Below are 23892 nucleotides of genomic sequence, written 5' to 3'. Positions count from 1 at the left end.
GGGTCCGTTCTCTGTCGCCCATGCCGGGCAACACCGGCCCTGCTCGGCACACAAGGGCAGGTTTTCTTGAAGGCGAGGCGATCGAAACACCGCCGCCGATTGGGGAGCTGAACTTGCAATGGGTCGCACGATGACCCTTCACGTTTAGCTCCCTAATCACCTGTCCAGTGCGGCACAAGCAAGTCCGTTACTTACGCCCTGCCCTCCGCCTTCGCGTCCTCAAGGTCAAACTCAACCCCAAACCCGATCGATCCGCGAAACACCTTCACTTTGATCAAAGGCCCCACCGGGCGAAGCTGATCCCAAATCCAGCGGGCAATGTTTTCTGAGGTGGGTAGCTCAATAAACTCGTTCAAATAAGAATGGTCCAGCCGCTTGTGTACCGCGCCCACATGTTGGGTCAACAAGCTTTCAGGCACCACATAACCATCGGTGGCAGGGCCTTCAAACCACACCTCTGCGGTGTAGCTGTGGCCGTGCAACCCTGGCCAATCGGGCAACTGGTGTGCCACATCGAAGGTAAATTGTTTAAAAACTTTCATGGCATTCCAATGACTTTGTGGGTTTGTACGCTCAAACGCCACTGCGGTTTATTCAGGCAGGTTTGTATGGCCGCCTGCATGTTTTTGGCTTTTTTTGCGGGGTCGGAGTCGTCCATGGCTTGCACAAAATAATGGTCAAACTGCAGTTGCCCCAATGCAGTCAAATCCTGGCCCAACTGCGGCACCACCACCTTCAATTCATGCCCACGGGTTTGCACCAGTTCGCTACCAAACTTGGGGCTGACGCAGATCCAGTCCACGCCCTCTGGTACAGGCAGGGTGCCATTGGTTTCAATCGCAATTTCAAACCCTTGCGCATGTACAGCGTCAATCAGCGCAGAATCAAGTTGCAAGGTGGGCTCACCACCAGTGAACACCACATAAGGCCTTGCGGTGCCAAGGCCACCTTGATACGTGTCTGCAATGGCCTGGGCCAGGGCCACAGCGTCCTTGAACTTTCCACCACCCACGCCGTCGGTGCCTACGAAATCAGTGTCGCAAAATTTGCACACGGCAGTGGCCCGGTCTTCTTCGCGACCCGTCCACAAATTGCAGCCGGCAAAACGGCAAAACACAGCCGCTCGACCCGCTTGGGCACCTTCGCCTTGCAGGGTATAAAACATCTCTTTGACGGTGTAAGTGGCCACGGCAATTTCACTTGTTTGTTACAGGCGCAATGCTACTTGAATTGGGAAAGTGTGCCCAGAAAAAGGGCAAAAAAAATGCCCGATATGGTTAATCGGGCAAACCTCAGAAGCAAAAGAGGAGGGATGTGAACCCACAGTTTGCAAGCAGTCGTAATTGCCTGCAAGTCCATTTTTCGAGGCTTTCCTCGAAACTCCAGAGTTACATCCAAGGTTTTTGACTAGAGTAAAAACTCAAAAAGCCGCGAAATATAATCACCGCTTTGCTTTCCGGTGAACGCTTGTAAGCAAAGAGCCCAATTAGAACAAAACATCCAATTTCTGGATCGTGTTGTTTATTTCTCGCTTGCCTCTTTTAAACACGCCGCCAGCAGCGACTGCATTTTTTCAAGACCCTGTTCATTCATGCATTCAATGTTCCGCTCGGGAATTAAATCCACCTCGGGATAATTGTCGATGGCTTGGCTTAAGCTGTCTTCACGCAACAAATGCAGCATGGGATAGGGCGAACGGTTGGTGTAATTTTCAACATCGTTTGGCTCGGTCCCGCCAAACTGATAATCAGGGTGAAAGCTGGCCACCTGGTAAACACCTTCCAGGTCCATGTCGACCAGTAACTCGTCTGCAGCTTCCAGAAAATCGTTGTACTGGTAAAAATCCTGCAACACCTGCGGATGAATCAGCAGGGTGGTCTCCACCGCTTGGTCCACATTCAGCAAAGCCAACTCATGGGCCAGTTCATCCAGCAAAGTGGCTTCGTCCGTGGCTTTGCTCACCACAAAACGCACACGTTCTTTCATCAATTCGCGCTTGGCAAAGGGGCACAAATTGAAAGCCACCACCACTTGCTCTACCCAGCGGCGGGTGGCCTCAACAATTTCAAGATCAGTTGACTGAGCCATTTAAAAGGGCAACTTCACATCGGGGGCCACCGCCAGAATGGCGGCTTTGAATTCGCCTTGAATGCGGGCCAGTGCAGTGTCGCTGTCGGCCTCAAAACGCATCACAACCACTGGCGTTGTATTGGACGGGCGCGCCAGCCCAAAACCATCTGCATACTCGGCTCGTACACCATCAATGGTATTGACCGATTCCGAGCTTGGAAATTTGCCCTCAGCCTGCAAGCGTTTCACGATGTCGAAGTTCACACCTTCGGCAGTTTGCAACTGCAATTCAGGGGTACTCGAAGAATTGGGCAAGGCATTCAGTTCAGCGCTGGGGTCACTGCCTCGCGACAAAATTTCAAGCAAACGCACGCCAGCGTACAAACCATCATCAAACCCAAACCAGCGTTCCTTGAAAAACACATGGCCGCTCATCTCGCCTGCCAGTGGGGCACCGGTTTCCTTCAACTTGGCCTTGATCAGGGAATGGCCTGTTTTCCACATCAAAGGCTCGCCACCGGCCGCCTTCACGGCTTTGGCCACATGGCGTGTGCACTTCACGTCGTAAATCACCATGGCACCGGGGTTGCGGGCAATCACATCGCGGGCAAACAAAATAAGCTGGCGGTCGGGGTAAATAATTTCACCGTCTTTGGTCACAACGCCCAGGCGGTCGCCATCGCCGTCAAAGGCCAAACCAATTTCAGCATCGCCGTTTTTCACGCAAGCAATCAGGTCTTGCAGGTTCTCCGGGTGTGCAGGGTCAGGATGGTGATTGGGAAAATTGCCATCCACTTCACAGAACAGTTCAGTCACCTCACAACCCAAGGCTTCGTACAAGGTTTTTGCAAAGGCACCCCCCACACCGTTGCCACAATCCACAGCAATTTTCATGGGGCGTGCCAGTTTGATGTGCCCCAGGATGTTGCCCAGGTAATCAGGCCATACATCGAGTTCCCGGTAGCTGCCACGCTGCACACCGGGCACCACGCCACGCACAGGCTTCTCGGTTTGAATCCATTTCAACAAGCCCTGAATGGTGTCGCCATACAGTGTTTCACCGGCCACCATCATTTTCAAGCCGTTGTATTGCGGCGGGTTGTGGCTGCCGGTAACCTGCACCCCGGTGCCATTGCCAAGTAAAAAAGTTGCAAAATAAACCAGCGGAGTGGCCACCATGCCCACATCCACCACATTCACACCGGCATCCCGAAAGCCATCGGCCAATGCGCCACACAAGCGTGGGCCACTCAAACGCCCATCTCGCCCCACCACTGCTTCGTTTTTGCCACGGCTTAATGCCAACTGCCCCAAAGCACGCCCCACGCAATAGGCAGCGTCTTCGGTCAAGGTGTCGTCCACAATGCCACGAATGTCATAGGCTTTGAAAATAGAGGAAGAGATGCTCATGGTTGAATACCTGAAATAGTCAAAATAGAAAGTTGAGAACGCAAGGGCCTGATCCAACTCCATGCGTTGAATACATAGACTCAAGGCATAATACTACTTTCGTTGTTTTGGTTTGTTTTCAATATGGCCAACTATGTGATTGGCGACGTTCAAGGTTGTCTCGATTCCCTATTGAAACTTTTGGACAAAGTTCAGTTCAACGCCCAGGCGGATGTTCTGTGGTTTGCTGGCGACCTGGTCAACCGCGGGCCCCGCTCGCTGGACACCCTGCGCTATGTGCACAGCCTGGGTCAACAAGCCCACACCGTGCTGGGCAACCACGACTTGCATCTGCTGGCCTTGTGGTGCAACAGTGGTCGCAGCCACGAAAGCGACACGATTGCCGAGGTGGTGCAGGCACCCGATGGCGAAGAATTGGTGAACTGGCTGCGAAGCCAACCCTTGGCCCTTCGCTTGCCGCGTACCCCAAACACCCTGGATCAAGCACTACTGACGCATGCTGGCATTTTGCCGCAATGGAGTTTTGAGGACGCATTGGCATTGTCCGAAGAAGTACGACAAGTGTTGTCGGGACCCGATTGGCAAGCCTTCATGGCCGAACTGTACGGCAACAAACCCAATCGCTGGGAACCAACGCTGGAAGGCTTTGATCGCCTGCGTTTGATTGTGAATGTGTTTACTCGCATGCGCATGGTGCGCGACAACGGCAAAATCGACTTCAAGTACAAACTGGAGCCAGCCGACGCACCCCCAGAACTGAAACCCTGGTTTGAACTTGCGCGAGAATTTTCAGGAGAGGGCCCAATCTTGTTCGGGCATTGGTCCACACTGGGCCAGCTGAAAAACAAGGCTGGATATTGCCTGGACACAGGTTGCGTGTGGGGCGGTCAACTGACTGCACTTCGTCTGGAAGATGAAGCGATCATTCAAGTGGATGCTGTCGAGCCACCACTTCCCACAATTCCCTGAATTCAAGCCACCACGCTGGTTTTGCTGCACAGCGCGCGTATTTTCTCATGCGCCTCATCGCTGAGCTCATGCCGCGTGCGCCCGTCGGTATCAATCGGTGCGTGAATATAAAGCTGAACCACAAACCCGGTTGTACTATTCATCAACACCTGAATGTTTTCCAGCAAGGTTTGTTCGCCAATGAAAGCCGGTTCGGAAGAAAATTTTCCATTGGGCATGAAGTACTGCAAGCTGACTGGCAACAAAGGCACCTTGGCCTGTATCGCGGGTTGAACAAAATTACTGTGGAAGTGCAGGGGCGCATCTCCAGGCCCGGTGGTGCCCTCCGGGAACACCGCCACGCACCGCCCGGTACCCAATACCTTGACGGCGGCGTGGATGACGTCGCGCACGGCATGGCGTTTGCCCCGCTCAATAAACAGAGTGCCGCTTCGCTTGGCCAGCAAGCCACCGATGGGCCATTTGGATATTTCAGATTTGGCGATGAAGGTGACCGGGTGAATGCTGTTGAACGCAAAAATATCCAGCCAGGACACATGCGTGCTGTACAGCAAACAGGGCTTGTGAATGGCGTAATTCGATTCAGGCGATTCATACACCACCTTCACCTTCACATTCAAAATACCCAGCAACTGGCGGGCCCAACGCTTCTCGATCGCTTCTTTCATGGCCTTGCTGAACAAGGGCCAAAACACCAAAGCCACCACAAAACCGTACAGCAGGTGGGTAAGCAGGCGAACCAACATCCAGGCTTTGCGCATGTTTTATTAACCTTATGCTGCAAGCACTTTCATTTTGCTTTTTTCAAGGCTGCTGTAGCCCACGTTGCCATTCACCATGGTCAGTTGCACTTTGCCCTGCATGGGAAACCCATTGAACGGCGTGTGCTTGCCCTGGCTGATCAAACTGGCCTCGCCCACCACCCAATCCACCTCGGGGTTGAACAGGCACAAGTCAGCCGGCATGCCCGTGCGCAAACTACCTGCTTGCACCTTGATAATGTCGGCGGGGTTGCCACACAACAACTCAACAATTCGTGCGGGGGGCACGTTTTGCTCACGCATCCACTTCACGGCCAAAGTCAGCAGCAGCTCCAGCCCGGTTGCGCCCGCTTCGCTTTCCGCAAAAGGCAACAGCTTGGCATCGTCGTCGACCGGTGTGTGGTCGGAGCAAATCGCATCAATGGTGCCATCAAGCAAACCGGCGCGAATAGCGTCGCGGTCGCGCTGTTCACGCAAGGGTGGAATCAGGTGCGCATTGGGGTCGAAAAAGCCGATGTCCAGGTCAGTCAGGTGTACGTGGTGAATTGCCACATCACAGGTGACAGGCAAACCTTCTGCCTTGGCTTGGCGAACCAGCTCAATGCCATTGGCCGAACTGATGCGACAAATGTGCATGCGCGTGCCAGTGGACCGAACCAGCTCAAAATAAGCCTGCAGGGCAATGGTTTCAGCCATGACCGGAATGCCGCTCAAACCCATGCGCGATGCATAGGCACCTGCATGAGCCACCCCCCCTTTGCTGAAGTTGGGCTCGGTGGGGCGCAAAAACACGGTAAATCCAAAGTTGCGGGCATATTTCATGGCTTGAAGCAACACGCGCAAATCGCGAATGGGCGACTCAGCCTGACTAAAACCCACACAACCCGCTTCGGTAAGTTCGGCCATTTCAGTCAGCGTTTCGCCGTTCAAACCCGTGGTCAGGGCACCCAGTGGGTAGACCTTGGCCAGGTTCAACTGGCGTGCCTTGAACTTCAACATCTCGATCAAGCCAGGCTCGTCCAGCACAGGCTCAGTATCGGGTGGACACACCAGCGAGGTAATTCCGCCAGCCATGGCCGCTTCCATTTCACTTTCCAGGGTGGCGCGATATTCATAACCCGGCTCACGCAGGCGTGCCGACAAGTCCACCAAGCCGGGCAACACCCAAAGGCCGGTGGCATCAATGGTTTTGCTGGGCGCAAAGTCGGCTGGCATTTCGCCTTTGGGGGCCACCGCCACCACACGACCTGCAGCCACAGCCACCTCCATGATTGCATCGGCACCGATGCTGGGGTCAATCACTCGTCCGCCAGAAATCAAGACTCGCATTGTCTTTCCTCGTAGTTCAATTTAAGCGCCTTTGCTGGACGAAGCCAGAATACTCATCACCGCCATGCGCACGGCAATACCGAACGTTACCTGATTCAAAATCACGCTTTGCGGGCCATCGGCCACTGCCGAATCAATTTCCACCCCCCGGTTCATGGGGCCGGGGTGCATCACGATGGCATCGGGTTTGGCATGACGCAGCTTTTCTTCAGTCAACCCAAAGTGTTTGAAATACTCTTGTGCCGAAGGAATCAAGGCGCCAGTCATGCGCTCTTTCTGCAATCGCAGCATGATGATCACGTCGCAATCTTTAATACCTTCCACCAGGTCGTGGTAAACGCGCACCCCCATGTTGTCGAGGTGACTGGGCAGCAGTGTGCTCGGCCCCACGGCACGTACCTCAGGGCAGCCCAGGGTGGTTAAGGCATGAATGTCGGAACGCGCCACTCGGCTGTGCAGAATGTCGCCCACAATGGCCACTCGCAGCTTGGTGAAGTCTTGCTTGTAATGGCGGATGGTGTACATGTCGAGCAATGCCTGCGTGGGGTGGGCATGCCGCCCGTCGCCCGCATTGATCACATGAATGGTACCGCCACTGGTGCGGTTCAAATGCTGGGCCATGAAGGTGGGTGCACCACTTTCAGAATGACGCATCACGAACATGTCTGCAGACATGGCAGCCAGGTTATCAATGGTATCGATCAGCGATTCACCCTTGCTGGTGGAAGATGAACCAATGTTCAAATTCACCACATCAGCCGACAAACGTTTGGCCGCAATCTCGAATGTGGTGCGGGTGCGGGTGGAATTCTCAAAAAACACATTGAACACTGACTTGCCGCGCAACAGCGGCACTTGTTTTACCTCGCGATCGGTCACCGACAAAAACGATTCTGCCGTGTCCAGAATGCGATGGATCATCGCCTTGGGCAGCCCTTCAATACTCAGCAGGTGAATCAACTCACCTGCGGCGTTCAGTTGAGGGTTATTCAATTTGGTTTTACCTCCAGCTCCAGGCGGAAAGCTCCTTGATCATCTTGGGTCAATACAAACGCTTCATTTGGCTTCAAGGGCAAGTGCTTGCCCACATACTGCGCATCAATCGGCAATTCACGGCCACCACGATCCAGCAACACGGCCAACTCAATTTTTGCAGGCCTACCAAAGTCGAACAAATGGTTCACAATCGCCCGCGTGGTTCGCCCTGTGTACAACACATCATCAACCAACAATATGGTGCGGCCCTGCACTTCAAACGGCACCTCGGCGGGTTTAGGGGCCTCTTTCAAGCCACGCTCAGAGAAATCGTCGCGATAAAACGCGCTGTCAAGGAATCCGCATGGCAGGGCAAAACCCAGGTCGGCATGCAGGCGCTGGGCAATCCAGGCGCCTCCGCTGTGCACCCCAATCAGTCCCAGTTCGGAACGGTCGGGAAAGGCTTTTTCAATTTGATCTCGCAAACGGGCGTAAAGGGCTTCAGGGTTTGGCAGGCTCATCGTCCCTCCAGAAAAAATTGTTCCAGAATCAGGCAGGCACTGCCCATGTCGACTCGGCCTTTGTTCTCGCGGGCGGCCTTGCCTCCCATACAGCTTTCAATAATAGCGCTGGTGTATCGCTCGTCCACCATGGCGCAAGGCAAGGCAAAGCGGCCTTCCAGCTGCCGGGCAAACCGTTCACAGCGGGTGGTCAGTTCATTGTCAGCGCCATCGGGCTGACGGGGTACGCCTACGACCAAGCCCTCGGGCTGCCATTCCTTGACCAGGCTTTCAATTTTTGCAAAACGTTGCTCATCATTTTGTGCTTCAACCACTGCAATGCCACTGGCGGTTTTGGTCAAGGAGTTGCCAAATGCAACGCCAATTCGCTTCAAACCGAAATCAAACGCCAGGTACTGCGTGGGCTTGGGCGACTGCACGGGCTTGGTCATTGATTAAGCATGCCCCGCAGCGCCGCTCATCAAAGCGGGGTCGATACCCAACATGGCGTAGGCGCTTGCAAAGCGTTCTTCCAAGGGTGTGTCGAACAATATTTCATGATTGGCGGGCACGGTGAGCCAGGCGTTTTGAGCAAGCTCCTCTTCTAGCTGCCCTTCGCCCCAGCCAGCATAACCCAGGGTGATCAGCCATTTGCCCGGCGCTTCGCCGCGGGCCACAGCTTCAAGAATGTCTCGGGATGTGGTGAGCGAAATTTCATCGTTCACCTTCAAAGATGAACTCCAGTTCAACGGCTCGGTGTGCAGAACGAACCCACGTTCAGAAGCGACCGGACCACCCACCATCACCGGGAAATGAGTCGGCAAAAAACCCTGCACGTTCACATTGATTTTCTCGAGCAAACCTTCAATCGCCAAGTCGGTAGGTCGGTTAATCACCAAACCCATTGCACCCTTGGTGGAGTGTTCGCACAAATACACCACAGACCCCGCAAAACTGGGGTCGAGCATGTTTGGCATGGCGATCAACAACTGACCGGACAAGCTAAATTCATCAGGGGTAGAAATTTCGGTCTCGCTCATGCCAAAATTGTAATGCCTTTTAACTGTGCAAAATCGGGTAGGCGTTCCTCTACCCGCCTTAATACGCACAGACCAACCCAAATTCAAGTTGTACTCATGCCTGCTTCACTTCTGGAAAACCACCCCTTGTCGACTCAACCACAGCCTGGCCAATACCCGAAAGGCTTGATGTGGTTTCGGCGCGACCTTCGAACCCATGACAACGCAGCCCTGTTTTATGCCTTGAAACATTGCCAGCAGGTGCATTGCGTATTTGTGTTTGACAAAACCATTCTGGATGCCTTGCCCAACAAGGCAGACCGACGGGTGGAGTTTATTTGGGAAAGCTGCATGGCCCTGAAAACAAAGCTGCAAGGCTTTGGGGGCGATCTGCACCTGATGTATGACCATGCCGAAACAGCAATTCCGGAGTTGGCGACGAAACTGGGCGTACAGGCGGTGTTCACCAACAAAGACTACGAACCCGCCGCAATTCACCGTGACATTACCGTGGGCAAAGCCTTGCAAGGCAATGGAGTGCCACTGTTTCGGTTTAAAGACCAGGCGATTTTTGAAGAAGACGAAGTGCTGACCCAGGCGGGTAAATTTTTCAGCGTGTTCACGCCTTTTAAAAATGCCTGCATGAAAAAGCTGGATGAGTTTCACCTGACACCCTACCCCAGCGAAGCAAGAATGGGTGCTCTGGCCAAAGAATCAGACTTGTCCGCACCCAGCCTGGAAGACATGAGATTCAAACGCACGAATTTGCTGGAAATGATCAAGCCCGGCGAGGAAGGCGCACTAGATGCTTTTGAGGACTTTCTCAACCGCATCGACAAATACAAAGACAAGCGCGACTTCCCTGCGGTGAAAGGGGTGAGTTACCTGAGCGTGCACAACCGCTTTGGCACCATTTCAGTTCGCAGGCTGGCCAAAGCCGCTTACGACCGGTTTAAATTCGATGGCAGCGAAGGCGCAATGGGCTGGTTGAACGAACTGATTTGGCGCGATTTTTATTTCCAGATTATTTACCATCGCCCCGATGCGGCAGAAAAAGCCTTCAAGCCGGAATACGACCTGATTCAATGGGATAGCGATGAAAAAGCGCAAAAGCTGTTCAAGGCCTGGTGTGAAGGGAAAACAGGCTTTCCACTGGTAGACGCCGCACAGCGGCAACTTAACCAGACCGGTTTTCAACACAACCGGCTGCGCATGGTCACGGCCAGCTTTTTGACCAAAGACCTTGGCATTGACTGGCGCTGGGGCGAGAAATATTTTGCAGAAAACCTGAACGACTTTGATTTGTCAGCCAACAACGGTGGCTGGCAGTGGGCGGCATCCACAGGCTGCGACGCACAACCCTACTTCCGGATTTTCAACCCCTACAGTCAATCCGAAAAATTCGACGCTGAAGGCAAATTCATTCGCAAGTACTGCCCGGAACTGGCCAAGCTTTCCAACAAGTACATTCACAACCCCGCCGAATGCCCAACGTTCGAGTTGCAAATGGCCGGCGTGGTGCTGGGCGAAACCTACCCAAGGCCGGTGGTAGAACACGATGTGGCCAGGAAGAAAACGCTGGAGCGGTATGCGGTGGTGAAGAAGGTGAAAGAATAACCAGATACACTGGAATCCGTTGGACTCAAAATACCAATGACATTTCTTATGAATAATTAGATTTCATATCAGAAAGAAATTTTAAAAGACTCTCCTTCGAGCAGACGGAGAGACTTTTTAGCTGGCAGTAGAGTTCGAAATCCAAAACATCCATTTGTAAGACATCAATATTGCTTCTATCCAGCCTGCCTGCAGGGAGAAACATCAAGTCTTCAATTTGTCGGGCTTCAGAATCGGAAATATCTCGAAGGCCGATTGCCATTTCAGACACATAAGCATAACTGGCCATAAATGCTAATTATTTTGCTGTATATTTTTGCCCCCCGTAAATCCACCGGAGTAAATCTAGATTTTTCGATCTGACTGAATCGGACATTTTTCCCAGCCCTTGTTAGCGTTCACCAAACTGACGTTCTAGCTGCTCAATCCGCCGATTTCTATTTTCATTTTGTCTCCTAATATCTTCGATGACTTCTTCGGCGCTGCGTGCCCCACTGGATTGGAAAGAGCAACTAACTGGTTGCACAACTACCACATCAACTTTTATGGTATTGATGTCAGATGCAAAAAACGCGACCTTCATAGATTTAGTTTGACTTCTGAGTAAGAGCCCAGCTCTATCATCGTAGCCCCAAAACCCAAGGGGGTCTGAAGTGTCAAAACACCTCCCATTTAGCTGTAACCGCTCACTACCAGAGTTTACACCTACAGATGAATCAAGCTTTTTAACGTTACCGGCATCAACAATCACATAATTATTCAATACCGCATGATCACTGAGCGTTGAAAACGCTTTCCGCCTTTGAAGCCGAGACAAAAGTGAAAAACAAAAAACACAAGATAGACTTAAATGCTAAGCAACAAGAAACTCGACTAAAAGTGGAGGTGATCACTTTTCTTAACCCTTTATCTAAATTAATAATCTTCATAGACACAAATGGTAAAGATTCAAAAACTCAATATTAATTTAAAATAAAGTGGAAATTAGCAGGTACAACAAAGTCAAGACCAATCCTACCGTCATATTAATCAGTCCAGGCCAAAAGAAGATCCAGCATAACGCTCTATACCAGGTCGGTGCCAGCAAATGAATTCCCTCAAGGCCCTTCTTCTTTTGGCGGGAATGCATAGACATACAACCCGCGATAAGGGCAGCCTTGGCCGCCCAGCCAGAGGGTGTTGCCAAATAAAGCGTAGCCCCCACCCCCACTCTGTTCACATCAAAATACTGTTTTTCGATTTGTTTGGGTTTAAATATCAGAACCAAAGGCAAGGTGAAAATTGTCAGACCAAACGCATACAACATGTTGACGAAAATCCAGTAGTAAATATCATCCATGCTCATGAACAGAATCTCCTGACAATGTAGGTATCAGCCAAATCAATTTGATTTCCAACTTTGTCATATGCAAAACTACCGGCCGCCTTACCAACAAAGCCACCGCCGAAACTTAATGCCGCATGCGCTACCAACCCAACAGCCAATCCCATTGGCCCAAGCACTACAAACGCACTCACTGCCAAGCCAGTTCCGATCGAAAACAAAGTTTCATAAGCAACTTCGTTTTTCCTAGATTGAATCTTGGCACTCGCAATATCCGAGCATCCTTGACTAATTGCATGCGCAGTCAACACGACACTGCCAGCTTTAACCAAGCCAGCCACTTTGCCCCACCTCTGCGCGTCGCGAACAAATCCTGCCGGCGGTTCGATCCCCCTAGCCTTGTTCAAATAAAGCGCACCATGTGCCCCTTTGCCTCCGTAAACCAAGTGTTCGAGCACACCCAGTTTTTTCTTGAACGTGTTCAAAATCTGCTTTTGCTGAAACTGATATTGCTGTGCTGACATCTTTTTTGCAGAACGTTGAGCACGTAGCTGATTCAATGCAAACAAAGTTTCTTTATGCGCCTTTTTACTCAGACTTCCCATCAAGCCCAACCCACCCTCTACGGCAAGCATTTCCGGTTCCAAGTCCATGCTTGCTCTAACCAACATTTCATAAAGAGATCTTCCCGGGCCTTCATCGGGTGCGTACTGAGCAAAAGCTGCACTTTGACTAAATTGACGACCGGGTTGCATGTAGCTAGAAATTTGTCGCTTGATTAAGTCAGGGTTTTGGCAGACCAGATCGGCCGCGCTGTGGGAAATAAAGTTCAAAGTGCGGGGAACATGTTTGCCAAAAACCTGCTGCACGCTTTTCACTTCTGGATTCAACTGTAGAAGATATTCTGACAACAGGCCATAGGTATTGGCATCGCTCGGCGTAACACCGTACTGCTTGTAGATCAGAATTTGCAAGTTATCCGATGGCTGAGGAACGAAAAAGGAAGGGTAAAGACCGGGCTTGCGAGAATTGAGGTTCATCGTTTATCTAATTCGTAGTTCAAGCCATATATTTTTCACATTGAAACCAAACTGTCGAATAAACACGAAACGAGTTAACTCTATCGAGCCCCTCCCTTCTCAAAGCCTTTCAATGCTTTAAAACTTGAAAAGTGTCAGAAATAAATATACACTTCTGACACATTAGGAGATATCGTTATGCAATCCCTTGCCAAAAAAGTGCTGGAATATGCCGCCCAAGCGCCAGAAGGCACACCTTTGGCCGCTAAAGAACTGCTTCACTTAGGCAATCGTGCGGCCGTGGACCAAGTACTGTCGCGGCTCGTAAAGCGTGGCGCTTTATTGCGTGCTGGTCGCGGCATCTATGTGCAGCCCGTTGAAAGCCAGTTCGGCACCCGGGCGCCATCGACCGTGAAGATGGTCGATGGCTTGGCAAACCAGCGCGGTGAAACCATTGTGTCGCACGGCGCTGCCTCCGCCAACGCGCTGGGCTTGACCACGCAAGTGCCAATGCGGGCGGTTTATCTCACATCGGGCCCCAGCCGCCACTTGAACCTGGGCGCGCAAACAATCGAACTTCGACACGCACCAAACTGGCAACTAATTTTGCCGGGCCAAGCCGCGGGCGAAGTGGTGCGGGCACTGGCTTGGCTCGGCCCAGAAAAGGCCAGCAAAGCAATGCAGAAATTGCGCGCCAAGCTGCCCCAATCCGAACTAAAAAAAATCGCATCGGCCAGGTCGCGCCTGCCAACTTGGATGGCCCAAGAAATCAGTGCTTTAGTCGCCCATGGTTGACTTCTTCCACCTGCCAGAAACTGAACGCCTGGAAGCACTCAATTCGGCGGCCAACACATCAGGCCTTTCGCCACATTTGCTAGAAAAAGACATCTGGGTGGTTTGGTCATTGCAACAACTCTTTGCTGGTCCTTACGCGGAACACCTGGTGTTTAAAGGCGGCACATCTTTGTCAAAGGCATACGGTGTCATTCAGCGCTTCTCCGAAGATGTCGATCTAACATACGACATTCGCGCAATCGCCAGCGACCTTGTGGGCAAAGCGGATACGCCACTGCCAAGCAGCAAAAGCCAAGAGAGAAAATGGAGCAAAGAGATCCGCTCACGCTTGTCGTCCTGGGTTGATGAAGAAATCGCGCCGCGTCTCAGGCAAAACCTTGAGCGAGACAAGCTACCCGCGGTAGTGCGGACCGAGGGCGACAAAATATTTATCGACTACACGCCGCTGACAACGGGCACTGGCTATGTCAAACCATCTGTCATGCTGGAATTTGGCGCCCGCTCGACTGGTGAGCCCAGCGAGCCACGAGCTATTTGCTGCGATGCTGCCAAACATTTGCCGGGTGTGCAGTTTCCTACAAGCACACCGCATGTAATGCGCCCCGAACGTACCTTCTGGGAAAAGGCCACAGCGATTCATGTTTTTTGCGCACAGGGTACGTTTCGCGGGGGCGATCGCTTCGCACGCCACTGGCACGATATAACAAGACTGAATACCACTGGTTTCGTCAATGCGGCCATCGCGGACAAAACTCTCGCCAATGCTGTTGCGGATCACAAAAGCATATTCTTTGCAGAAAAAAACACTCAAGGCGATGCGATCGATTATCACGCAGCAGTCACTGGCGGACTGCAACTTGTACCGAATGGGGACGCGCTAGCTAATTTAGTCATCGACTACCAACACATGATCGATGACGGTCTGCTCTTGAATGACGCAGAGCCATTCGAAGTTTTAATCGCGCAATGCCTTGAAATACAGAAAAAGGCGAATGCAAATTAAAGAAATCAAACGACTGCTATCAAGTGCAATCCAGCATTCAATTTTGTCCGAACTTATACTATTCAGTCGATGTCGGTTCACCCATAATCGGCGGTGAAATTTCGTGCATTCAACCCAATAACAAGGAGACAAAATAGTGAACGCTTACACCACCGTATTGCTTTACGCAGGCTGGATTTTACTTTTGGCCCTGTTCTACGCCACCCCCCGCATACCGCAAGCCCTGTTGGGCCAAAAGCGAATTGACAGTTGGGAGCGCGGCAAAGAACCCATTGACCCCATGTTCCTGCAACGCGCAAAATCAGCGCACTTGAACTGTCTGGAAAATTTTCCGGTGTTTGCTGCTGTGGTTGCGGTCGCAGGCTTGATGGGTCAAATTGAAACAATCAGCGCGATCGCCGTGTATGTGCTGTACGCCCGCATTGCGCAAAGCATTTCGCACATTCTGGGTACTTCATTTATTTTGGTGATGCTGCGCGCCACCTTCTTCCTGATTCAAGTACTCATCACCTTGTACATGGTGTATTTGCTGGTCTGCTAAAGCAGTTTCAGCGAATTCAAGAAAGCCGCCTTGGGTGCAAACCCGGGCGGCTTTTTTCATGACGGACCTGATTCTGGAATAATTTTCAAACAGCGTTTAATCTTGGAAAAGTAACGTAATCACAATACTTACTATTCCAGGAGACACCATGAAAAAAATCAAACTGGCTTTCGCCGTTTCTCTGGCCCTGTGCAGCCTGCAAGTCAGCGCGGAAGAATTTCGAATTGACCGCTTGTTCGTGCTCGGCGACAGCTTAAGCGACGGTGGTGCCTACACCGCTACAGCGACGCAAGGTTTAATCAGTAGCGTTCCCGCAGGGGCAATTCCCGACCGAATGAAGTTCACCACCAACTCGCCTGATGCACAAATTTGGGCCAATGTCGTGGCAGACAAGTTGGGTATTCCGCTGGATGTCGATGTGATCAACGGCGTGAGCACGCCCATCAACGGCGGTAATTATGCGCAAGGTGGTTCAAGGGTCAGCAATCCTTTAGGTACCAACAGAGATTTGACAACGGGTATCACCACTATCCCTGTGACAGAACAAGTAGATCGCCTTTTACTAGACTCACCCAGTTTTACCCGCACTGATCTGATTGCACTTTGGGCTGGATCAAACGACGGTTTTGCGCAGGCCGCCGCAGTAACTGGCGGATTAAGCCCACTGATCGCGCTTCAAGAAATGTCGCTGGCGGCCACACAGTTGCTGGCCCAGATTGATCGACTCAAAGCAGCAGGTGCACAGAACATCGTAGTCATCACCATGCCCAACCTCGGCGTAACGCCAGACGGTCAAGCAGCCGATACGACCGCACCCGGTACGGCCAACTTCCTGAACAATCTGTCTGCCACTTTCAACAATACGCTTGTATCAGCAGCGGCCAGCAAAGGTGCGGTTGTTGTTGACTCAAACAAACTTCTAGACGCCATTCTTGCCGACCCTGCACGCTACGGTTTTACATCCGCAAACGCGCTTCAACCCGCCTGCGCGATTTCTACCAGCTTGCTTTGTATTAAAGGCATCAACGCGGCAGCTGACAGTGAACATCGAATTTTTGCGGATGGCGTGCACCCCACCGCTGCAGCGCAACGACTGTTCGGTGAAGCGGGTTTCGCCGGCCTTCAAGCGGCCAGCTTGAACGGTGTACTGGCAGTGGCCCCACTCACCCCGATTCGCCAACATGCACTCAGCCTTGAAAACCGCTTAACCGCATTGGCCTTGGTGCGGGAAGACGCAACCGGCAAAGCCAGCTTGCGCCCGGTGGGCGACACTGAATGGTACGGCGGCGCAGAAGTGGGCCAGTTTGAACTGGATGCACAACAAGTACAGGCTGGACTTGAATCAGACACTCAAATCCTGAAATTTGGCGCAGACCGAATGATCACCCGCAACGCATTACTGGGTTTCGGGATCAGCATTGATCAAGCACAAACCGACATTGCCAACAATGGCGGCGGATTCGACAACGACATTGTATTGGGCACCGTATTCAGCACCATTGCCTTGTCGAAATCGCTGTATTTGAATGCTGCCTTGGCTTTGGGGAAAATTGATTACGACATTACGCGCCAATTCACCCTGGGGCCATCGGTTGAACGATACACCGCCAACACAGAAGGTGATTTTTCATCGGCGCGGGTGGGTTTGGGCAGCATTCACAGCTTGCCGCAAGGCTGGACATTAAATCCACAAGCTGCCTACACCGTTGAGAAAATAGACTTGCAAGGCTATGACGAATCAAACGGCGCAGCCAGTTTAAGTTTTGGCGACACGCAGTACAAAGCCGAACGTATCAGCCTTGGTTTTTTGGTAACCAAAGCACCCAGCGTACGTGGCGGCTGGCGCCCACTGCTGCGTTACTCCATTGAATCCGATCAGAACGATGACGATGTGAAAATTCGCATGGGTCCAAATCAAAATGCCCTGGCCACGATTCTTGCACCTCGGCCAGACGGCGATTTTCAATTGTTGTCAGTGGGTGTGGCCAAGGAAATTGACGCAGGTATGCTGAACATCCAATTGGCCAGCACACTGGGGCAATCTGGCGTGAAAGGTCTCAGCTTTGGTGTGGCTTACAAAGCCACGTTTTAGTGCTCTTGTACGCATATATCGCTAACCCTTGACCCTATTCGCAGTGAAACGATTCGGCAATTCAATCAATTGACATTAATCTTTGCCAATTAAAAACCTTATAAGTATCATTATTGATACTTACATTACATGTCAACTGCGGTCGATTTACTCGCAAAAATGCGGGAGAACCCGAAAGGAATTCGCTTTTCCGAATTATGTAAAGTGTGTGATTATTTTTTTGGGACGCCCAGGCAAACGGGGTCTAGCCATCGGGTTTACAAGACACCGTGGCCTGGAGACCCCAGAGTGAATATCCAGAATATCAACGGAAAAGCGAAGACCTATCAAGTCAAGCAGGTGTTGGCAGCCATTGAAAAGCTAGGAGTGCGCAATGACTAAGTTTACTGATCGATATACATACAGGGTCACTTGGTCCGAGGAAGATCAGGAATACGTGGGCCTTTGTGCGGAATTCCAAAGTTTAAGCTGGCTTGATAAGTCACCCGAAAAGGCTTTGACAGGCATTCGAGCACTGGTACGGGAATGTGTAATCGATATGGAACGTACCAAAGAACCAATACCGGAACCACTGTCCATTAAAAAGTTCAGCGGCAAATTCATGGTGAGGATTCCACCGGAAACCCATAGAAACCTCGCAATTCAAGCCGCTGAAGAGGGAGTCAGCCTGAATCGGCTGATCTCTTCACGTCTGCACTAAACTTCACTTGATCGCCGCGAACGCCTTGTCGATTGCCGCCTTGGTGGCGTCAATCACGGCGTCATCATGGGTTACCGAGACAAAACCGGCTTCGTAAGCTGAAGGTGCAAGGTATACGCCTGCATCCAGCATGGCGTGGAAAAACTTGTTGAACCGGTCGCGGTTTGATGCACTGACCTCGGCAAAACTGCTGGGTACTTTCTCGCTGAAATAAATACCGAACATCCCGCCAATGCTGTCTGCACAAAAGGTTTCACCGTGGGCGTACGCAACCTGGTTAAAGGCTTCCACCAACTTGCGGGTTTGGGTTTCCAGCTTCTCGTAAAAACCGTCTTGCTTCAACAAACACATCGTGGTCAAGCCTGCCGCCACGGCCACCGGGTTGCCGCTCAAGGTGCCCGCCTGATAGACAGACCCCAATGGTGCAATACAAGCCATAATGTCTTTACGGCCCCCAAACGCGCCCATGGGCATGCCACCGCCAATGATTTTTCCAAGCGTAGTCAAGTCTGGCGTAATGCCATACACGCCTTGCACGCCTTGCGGGCCAACACGGAAACCCGTCATCACTTCATCGAAAATCAACACCGCACCATGCCGGGTGCACAACTCACGCAAGGTATTCAAAAACTCGCGGGTGGGTTTGATGAGGTTCATGTTGCCGGCAACAGGCTCAACAATTACGCAGGCAATGCTGCTGCCACTGGCTTTGAACAATTCGTGCAGTTGCTCAACATTGTTGTAGTCCAGCACGCGGGTGTGCTTGGCGAAATCTTCTGGCACACCGGCCGAGGTTGGGTTGCCGAAGGTCAGCAAACCGGAACCCGCCTTCACCAGCAGGCTATCTGCATGGCCGTGGTAACAACCTTCAAATTTCACAATGGTGTCGCGGCCGGTGAAGCCACGTGCCAAACGAATGGCGCTCATGGTGGCCTCAGTGCCAGAACTCACCAAGCGAACCTGTTCCAGTGAAGGCAACATGTCGCACAGTGTTTCGGCCATCACGATTTCACCCTCGGTGGGCGCACCGAAACTCAAACCACCCACCGCCGCCTCCTGCACTGCCTTGATTACTTCAGGGTGCGCATGACCCAACACGGCAGGGCCCCAAGAGCCAATGTAATCAATGTAGCGTTTGTCATCGGCATCCCACACATAGGGACCATTGGCACGCTTGAAGAAACGGGGTGTACCGCCCACCGAACGGAATGCACGCACAGGCGAATTCACACCACCGGGAATTGTTTTCTGAGCACGTTCAAACAGCACTTCGTTTTGGCTCACTTCCTGACTACTCATTCTTGAAACTCCAAATTATTGATAGCATCCATTGACTGCCTCAACCCACTGCTGTGCCACACTACAAACCTGCTCAGCATTGGGTTCCATTCCAAACAAACCATTGACCACAGCCACGGCATGTGCGCCAGCTTTCATCAATTCGGGTACCCGCTCAATCGTAATTCCACCAATGGCCACAACCGGCACACCCAGACTGCGAGCCTTGCCAAACAAATCGAGTTCAGCGCGCACTGCATTGGGTTTGGTGGCGCTTGGGTACATGGCTCCGAAAGCCACGTAACTGGCACCTTCACGCACGGCCTGTTCGGCCATTTCAAACTGATTGTAACAAGAAGCACCCACCACCCATTTACTTCCCAGGCTGCTTCGCGCCTTCAGAATGGCCTCATCGGTTTTACCCAAATGCACGCCAGCCACCGCACCACCCTCAAACTTCGCGAACTCCTCAGAGGGCACATCGTTCAAAATCAAGGCTGCATCGTACTTCTCGCACAGGGCATCAAGCTGCCCGACCAATTCGATCAACTCCGCTTGCTGCCAATTTTTCTGCCGGCACTGAAACAAACGTACCCCTCCATCCAGCGCCGCCGCCACACAATCAACGATTGCGTCAGGAGTCCACAGGGCCGAGCGCTCGGGCGTGATGGCGTAAACGCCCTTGATCAGTCGCGTGCTCAGTCGAGTGTCCAGTTCATTCTTCAATCGTGTTCTCATCACTGTCATAGCCATCGTCTTCCAAATGTTGCATCAAGTGCATGCGATCGGGAATCAACTGGCCTTTGCCCACCACAAAACCACAACTGAGGGCTTGCCAAGTGTATTCCAGTGCCAGCTCTACAGCGTCTTGAACGCTCAAACCCTGACCAAGCCCAACGGCACAGGCACTGGCCAAGGTACAGCCCGAGCCATGATATTGACCTGGCAGGCGTTCACAAGGAAATTCAACAACCTGCTGACCAGGCCTATACAAACGATTCACAATATCGCCGGACTCCAGGTGCTCGCCTTTCAACAACACAGCCTTACATCCCATTTTCAAAAGGCGCTCACCGGCTTCATCCACCGTTTGTGCTCCGGTAAATTCCTGTGCCTCGGGCCAGTTCGGGGTCAGCAAATCGACCGCAGGGAACAGCTGGTTTCTGTAGCAGTCGAACAGCCCTTGTCCGCCAAAGGCATCGCCCCGGCCAGAAGCCCGCACGGGATCTACTACCAACGGCACCGAAGGCCACAGGCTTTTTGCTTTCAGCACCGCTGCCACAGCCGCCGTGCTGCCCAACACCCCGGTTTTAATGGCACTGGGCGAAATGCCATCGTCCAGCAAGGCAGTGAGTTGATCATCTATCCAGTCGGGGGTACACGCCTCGAAGCGCGCCACTCCCGCCGTGTTCTGGGCTGTCAGCCCGGTCAGAATGGTCAGGGGATGTGCGCCAAGTGCGGAAACAGTCAAGGCATCGGCTTGCAAACCCGCGCCAGCAGTGGGATCTGATGCTGAAAAGGTCAGCACCAAGGGTACAGTCAGTGTCATTCAAAACCCAAAAAAGACCGACAACCTTTGTAGTCGGCTGCCAAACTCAGTATTATCCACCCGTTGCAATTTTTTTTCTGGAAGTAGCTCAGAATGAATACTTGGATTTGTTTGATTTGCGGTTGGGTATACGATGAAGCGGCTGGCGTGCCCGACGAAGGCATTGCCCCTGGCACCAAATGGGAAGATGTTCCACCAAACTGGGTTTGCCCGGAATGTGGCGCCCGCAAAGAAGATTTCGAGATGACTCAAATCTAAACTCCGAAAACCAATGGATCAATGACCGAACCACAAGCCGACCCCGCCAAAGCGTTTGAAGACCACGCCCCAACGCCGGTCAGGCCCAAGTTTGTTCGGCAGCTAGGGCAGTTTTCAGCAGGTTTGCTGATCGCAGCCATGGTTTTGTTGACGGTAGGCCTGTTCGCCAAAAGCCAATCGGACAACATTCGCAATACACAGCTGGCCCAAATCAATTTGGTTGAAGGTCGCATTCAACAAGAATTGCTGGCCCTCAATGGCCCAGGCAGTGAAACCGTTCAACCTCAGGGCCTGAAGGCCCTGCTGGGTTTGGGCCAAGAGGTCAGCCAGCAAAACAAGGGAATTCAGTGGTTCGGTGCCCTGCACAGCCAAACCCTGCAAGTGTTGCTGACTCAAAGCATTGAAGCACTGTCGCGCCCCGTGGCCGGCATCAATTCAGATCTGGAAACCCAGCGCCAGCTGGAGACACAGCTTAGGCTGGACACACTGCCGAAACTGGCCCAACTCAAAGCACACATTGCCCAAGCCACCAACGGTTACCTTGTCTTGGTATTCGGCCTTGCGACCTTGCTGGCTTCGATTGGCTTTGCCCTGGGCGTTCAATGGAACACCCATCGAAAAACACTTGCCCTGGGTCGTCGCGTACAAATGTTGAGCCGCGCATTGCATAGCCAACAAGAAAACGACCAGAAACGGGAGGGAGCCCACGCGGCCCTTGAAGGTGTGCTGAAAGCGTTGAACAGCAATCAGCAACTGGAGCATCGCGGCACGCTGATGCAAATTGGGCAACAACTTGAAGAACTGAACCAGAGCGGGCGGGCGGTGTTGCAGTTTGCAAAATCATTTCACCAGCTGTCTACCCAAGGCACCCAAGTGGTGAAATCAACCTTGAACAGCGAGCAACGCAACGCCAAAGCCGAAAACCACATGGAAATCATGCAAACCCAACTTGAAGGTTTGCGCGCTGACATTCGAAGCGCTGCGCAGGGCTTGCGGAAAGCCGGCGAGGTCAGCCGCCAGCTGCTGGGCCGGCTGGATTCCTCACAAATGGAATTGACCCTGACCGAACCCGAAAACAGCCGGCAATTGCAGCAACTGGTCGAGCAAAGCCAACAGGCCCTGAAAGAATCGATTGAGGGTTTGGTGTTGGCCAGCCAAAAAATAAATGCCGGGCAGCATGAATCAAACAAGCTGGCCGAGTACATGGCTGTGAATCAAACCGCGTGGTCTAACCTGCTGAGCCAGGTTGAACAGGTGGCCGAATCTGCATCGCAAGAATCAGAAAGCGCCCTTCGCCTGGCCAAACGCCTCATGGAACAAGGCCAGCACACAGCACTGGCCTCGCCAAACAATCAAGCAGCCAAGGCACCACCACAGCTGCTGCCCTGACCCGCTGTACAGCCATAGCAATGGTCACCCACCACCACTTCGATGGAATCAAGCGCGGTCTGCGTCAAATCAGCCAACGTCAGCGCCCTGCCCTGTGAATCGCGCACAGGCCAACCCAGTTGCTGGTTGAAGTCGCAATCGTACAGCGTGCCTTCGTAGTCAATCGACACCAGGCTGCGGCACATCACCGCCGCCAGGTTACTTTCCCGATAAGCACCTTTCAGCGTGTTCATATAGGTCTCGAACGTGCCCTTGCTGATCAAGGTACTGCCAAAACGGGCAATCGGCATGTTGGTGATTGTCACCAGGCCGGTGAAGCGAATGCCAAACTTCTCGAACAACACGGCCTTGTAATCGGCTTCCAGTGCCTCTTGCGGGGGTGGCAATGAAGGTCCTTGCGGGTTAAACACCAAGGTCAAACGCAGCTTGTCACCATAACCCAGTGCATTCAGTTTTTGCAGGCCTGCAATGCTGGCATCGAACACACCCTTGCCGCGTTGCTTGTCCACATTGTCTTCAAGGTAGCAAGGCAAGGATGCAAAAATTTCAACTTCATTTTCAGCGAGAAATTCAGCCAAATCCTCATAGCCTGGCTCACTCAAAATGGTCAGGTTGCACCGGTCAATCACATGCACACCTGCTTTGCGCGCAGCCACCACCAGGCGCTTGAAGCGCGGGTTCATCTCCGGAGCACCACCGGTCAAATCAAGTTTTTTCACCCAACCCTGATTCATCAGCGCAATCAACTGGTCAATTTGCTCGTCTTGCATCAGCTCGGTGCGATTGGGGCCTGCATTCACATGGCAGTGGGTACAGCTTTGATTACACAGGTAACCCAGATTCACCTGAATGGTTTCCAGGTTCAAGCGCTTCACGCTGGGGAAGGTGGTACTTTTCAACAAATGAACTACTGAGTGCATGTAGGCTCCGGTTTCTGTGCGCCGCGCGGTTATTTCGTTTTCAGATAATGAGAGAATCAAGGCTTGCAAGCAAGATTGATCCGGTTTGATTATCGCGTTAATCGATAGTAACAAACTTACACAAGCTCATTCGCTCAAGCCATGATTCAAGTTACAGTCAACGGTGAAAATCGTGAAATGCCCGAGAACAGCACTGTGGCGCACCTTGTGGAAAGCCTCAAACTCACCGGCAAGCGCATCGCTGTCGAACTGAACGGTGAAATTGTGCCCAAAAGCCAGCACGCCACCACGCCACTGAACGCCGGGGCCAGCCTTGAAATTGTGGTTGCCGTGGGTGGTGGCTAAACAATCAGTACCAATCAGGAGCAGTACCC

At 52.3% G+C, this 23892-nt stretch carries 28 protein-coding genes; 10 read left to right on the top strand and 18 right to left on the bottom strand.

Translation table 11 applies throughout. The features are described 5' to 3' along the window. Positions 1-191: 191 nt before the first annotated feature. The 4 genes from B4N58_RS07670 to B4N58_RS07655 form a co-directional block, all read right to left on the bottom strand. Complete coding sequence (locus B4N58_RS07670; RefSeq protein ID WP_008249767.1) at positions 192-542, bottom strand: 6-pyruvoyl trahydropterin synthase family protein; 351 nt, start codon at positions 540-542, stop codon at positions 192-194. After that, the gene (gene queE / locus B4N58_RS07665; RefSeq protein WP_291747715.1) at positions 539-1189 is read right to left on the bottom strand and encodes a 7-carboxy-7-deazaguanine synthase; all 651 of its coding nucleotides are present in this window, start codon (positions 1187-1189) and stop codon (positions 539-541) included. The genes B4N58_RS07670 and queE overlap by 4 nt, the downstream gene beginning before the upstream one ends. Positions 1190-1521: 332 nt before the next feature. Next, positions 1522-2088, bottom strand: coding sequence for a DUF1415 domain-containing protein (locus B4N58_RS07660; protein WP_291747712.1), 567 nt, complete (start codon positions 2086-2088; stop codon positions 1522-1524). Continuing rightward, positions 2089-3480, bottom strand: coding sequence for a phosphomannomutase/phosphoglucomutase (locus tag B4N58_RS07655; RefSeq protein WP_291747710.1), 1392 nt, complete (start codon positions 3478-3480; stop codon positions 2089-2091). Between the two features lie 123 nt (positions 3481-3603). Between B4N58_RS07655 and B4N58_RS07650 the strand changes: the two genes are divergently transcribed. After that, complete coding sequence (locus B4N58_RS07650; protein ID WP_291747708.1) at positions 3604-4449, top strand: symmetrical bis(5'-nucleosyl)-tetraphosphatase; 846 nt, start codon at positions 3604-3606, stop codon at positions 4447-4449. Positions 4450-4451: 2 nt separating this feature from the next. On the opposite strand, the gene B4N58_RS07645 is transcribed toward B4N58_RS07650, so the two are convergent. Genes B4N58_RS07645 through B4N58_RS07620 form a run of 6 tightly spaced genes read right to left on the bottom strand, consistent with a single transcriptional unit; the run spans position 4452 to position 9054 of the window. After that, positions 4452-5210, bottom strand: coding sequence for a lysophospholipid acyltransferase family protein (locus B4N58_RS07645; RefSeq protein WP_291747705.1), 759 nt, complete (start codon positions 5208-5210; stop codon positions 4452-4454). Positions 5211-5222: 12 nt separating this feature from the next. Then, positions 5223-6539, bottom strand: a complete 1317-nt coding sequence (locus B4N58_RS07640) for a dihydroorotase (protein ID WP_291747702.1) — start codon at positions 6537-6539, stop codon at positions 5223-5225. Positions 6540-6560: 21 nt separating this feature from the next. Then, positions 6561-7532 carry an aspartate carbamoyltransferase catalytic subunit gene (locus B4N58_RS07635; protein ID WP_291747699.1) on the bottom strand — a complete coding sequence of 324 codons (972 nt, stop codon included), beginning with the start codon at positions 7530-7532 and terminating at the stop codon, positions 6561-6563. Continuing rightward, positions 7529-8035 carry a bifunctional pyr operon transcriptional regulator/uracil phosphoribosyltransferase PyrR gene (pyrR, locus tag B4N58_RS07630; protein ID WP_291747695.1) on the bottom strand — a complete coding sequence of 169 codons (507 nt, stop codon included), beginning with the start codon at positions 8033-8035 and terminating at the stop codon, positions 7529-7531. Before pyrR ends, B4N58_RS07635 begins: the two co-directional genes overlap by 4 nt. Beyond that, the gene (gene ruvX / locus B4N58_RS07625; protein WP_008249749.1) at positions 8032-8466 is read right to left on the bottom strand and encodes a Holliday junction resolvase RuvX; all 435 of its coding nucleotides are present in this window, start codon (positions 8464-8466) and stop codon (positions 8032-8034) included. Before ruvX ends, pyrR begins: the two co-directional genes overlap by 4 nt. Positions 8467-8469: 3 nt before the next feature. Next, entirely contained in the window at positions 8470-9054 is a 585-nt protein-coding gene (locus B4N58_RS07620) for a YqgE/AlgH family protein (protein ID WP_291747692.1), read from the bottom strand. Positions 9055-9150: 96 nt separating this feature from the next. On the opposite strand from B4N58_RS07620, the gene B4N58_RS07615 reads away from it, so the two are divergent. Next, complete coding sequence (locus tag B4N58_RS07615) at positions 9151-10650, top strand: cryptochrome/photolyase family protein (RefSeq protein WP_291747687.1); 1500 nt, start codon at positions 9151-9153, stop codon at positions 10648-10650. 46 nt (positions 10651-10696) lie between these two features. On the opposite strand, the gene B4N58_RS07610 is transcribed toward B4N58_RS07615, so the two are convergent. The 4 genes from B4N58_RS07610 to B4N58_RS07595 form a co-directional block, all read right to left on the bottom strand. Continuing rightward, entirely contained in the window at positions 10697-10939 is a 243-nt protein-coding gene (locus B4N58_RS07610) for a hypothetical protein (protein WP_291747683.1), read from the bottom strand. 102 nt (positions 10940-11041) lie between these two features. After that, positions 11042-11413, bottom strand: coding sequence for a hypothetical protein (locus B4N58_RS07605; protein ID WP_291747679.1), 372 nt, complete (start codon positions 11411-11413; stop codon positions 11042-11044). A gap of 204 nt (positions 11414-11617) precedes the next feature. Beyond that, on the bottom strand, positions 11618-11995 hold the full coding sequence (locus B4N58_RS07600; RefSeq protein ID WP_291747676.1) for a hypothetical protein: 378 nt from the start codon (positions 11993-11995) through the stop codon (positions 11618-11620). Beyond that, on the bottom strand, positions 11992-13014 hold the full coding sequence (locus B4N58_RS07595) for a hypothetical protein (RefSeq protein WP_291747673.1): 1023 nt from the start codon (positions 13012-13014) through the stop codon (positions 11992-11994). Before B4N58_RS07595 ends, B4N58_RS07600 begins: the two co-directional genes overlap by 4 nt. Positions 13015-13191: 177 nt before the next feature. Here B4N58_RS07595 and B4N58_RS07590 point away from each other — a divergent pair, with 177 nt between their 5' ends. The 5 genes from B4N58_RS07590 to B4N58_RS07570 all read left to right on the top strand — a co-directional run bounded on the left by B4N58_RS07590 (position 13192) and on the right by B4N58_RS07570 (position 18124). Further along, positions 13192-13788 carry a DUF6088 family protein gene (locus B4N58_RS07590; protein ID WP_291747670.1) on the top strand — a complete coding sequence of 199 codons (597 nt, stop codon included), beginning with the start codon at positions 13192-13194 and terminating at the stop codon, positions 13786-13788. Then, a complete protein-coding gene (locus tag B4N58_RS07585) occupies positions 13781-14791 on the top strand; it encodes a nucleotidyl transferase AbiEii/AbiGii toxin family protein (protein ID WP_291747667.1) in 1011 nt (336 codons plus the stop codon). The genes B4N58_RS07590 and B4N58_RS07585 overlap by 8 nt, the downstream gene beginning before the upstream one ends. A 136-nt stretch (positions 14792-14927) precedes the next feature. Further along, the gene (locus tag B4N58_RS07580) at positions 14928-15332 is read left to right on the top strand and encodes an MAPEG family protein (protein WP_105028236.1); all 405 of its coding nucleotides are present in this window, start codon (positions 14928-14930) and stop codon (positions 15330-15332) included. 148 nt (positions 15333-15480) lie between these two features. Then, entirely contained in the window at positions 15481-17424 is a 1944-nt protein-coding gene (locus B4N58_RS07575; protein ID WP_291747662.1) for an autotransporter domain-containing protein, read from the top strand. A gap of 373 nt (positions 17425-17797) precedes the next feature. Continuing rightward, positions 17798-18124, top strand: coding sequence for a type II toxin-antitoxin system HicB family antitoxin (locus tag B4N58_RS07570; protein WP_291747659.1), 327 nt, complete (start codon positions 17798-17800; stop codon positions 18122-18124). Positions 18125-18127: 3 nt separating this feature from the next. On the opposite strand, the gene hemL is transcribed toward B4N58_RS07570, so the two are convergent. From hemL to thiD, 3 genes are read right to left on the bottom strand one after another with little or no spacing between them, the layout of a single operon-like run. Further along, positions 18128-19423, bottom strand: coding sequence for a glutamate-1-semialdehyde 2,1-aminomutase (gene hemL, locus B4N58_RS07565; protein ID WP_291747656.1), 1296 nt, complete (start codon positions 19421-19423; stop codon positions 18128-18130). Between the two features lie 15 nt (positions 19424-19438). Next, positions 19439-20128 (bottom strand): thiamine phosphate synthase, encoded by a 690-nt coding sequence (gene thiE, locus B4N58_RS07560; RefSeq protein WP_291747653.1) that lies wholly within the window; start codon positions 20126-20128, stop codon positions 19439-19441. Next, positions 20118-20951, bottom strand: coding sequence for a bifunctional hydroxymethylpyrimidine kinase/phosphomethylpyrimidine kinase (gene thiD, locus B4N58_RS07555; protein ID WP_291747650.1), 834 nt, complete (start codon positions 20949-20951; stop codon positions 20118-20120). Before thiD ends, thiE begins: the two co-directional genes overlap by 11 nt. 93 nt (positions 20952-21044) lie before the next feature. Between thiD and B4N58_RS07550 the strand changes: the two genes are divergently transcribed. After that, positions 21045-21209, top strand: a complete 165-nt coding sequence (locus tag B4N58_RS07550) for a rubredoxin (RefSeq protein WP_008249735.1) — start codon at positions 21045-21047, stop codon at positions 21207-21209. Between the two features lie 21 nt (positions 21210-21230). Further along, a complete protein-coding gene (locus B4N58_RS07545) occupies positions 21231-22598 on the top strand; it encodes a hypothetical protein (RefSeq protein ID WP_291747648.1) in 1368 nt (455 codons plus the stop codon). On the opposite strand, the gene arsS is transcribed toward B4N58_RS07545, so the two are convergent. Then, a complete protein-coding gene (gene arsS, locus B4N58_RS07540) occupies positions 22562-23518 on the bottom strand; it encodes an arsenosugar biosynthesis radical SAM (seleno)protein ArsS (RefSeq protein ID WP_291740017.1) in 957 nt (318 codons plus the stop codon). The genes B4N58_RS07545 and arsS overlap by 37 nt on opposite strands. Positions 23519-23662: 144 nt before the next feature. On the opposite strand from arsS, the gene thiS reads away from it, so the two are divergent. Beyond that, complete coding sequence (gene thiS, locus B4N58_RS07535; RefSeq protein WP_198006816.1) at positions 23663-23863, top strand: sulfur carrier protein ThiS; 201 nt, start codon at positions 23663-23665, stop codon at positions 23861-23863. The last annotated feature ends 29 nt before the right edge of the window (positions 23864-23892 follow it).

This window comes from Limnobacter sp. UBA3528 (genome assembly GCF_002377005.1).
Lineage (GTDB): Bacteria > Pseudomonadota > Gammaproteobacteria > Burkholderiales > Burkholderiaceae_B > Limnobacter.
The sequence above is the reverse complement of the archived record's forward strand: the minus strand, read 5'-3'. Positions and strand labels throughout refer to the sequence as shown.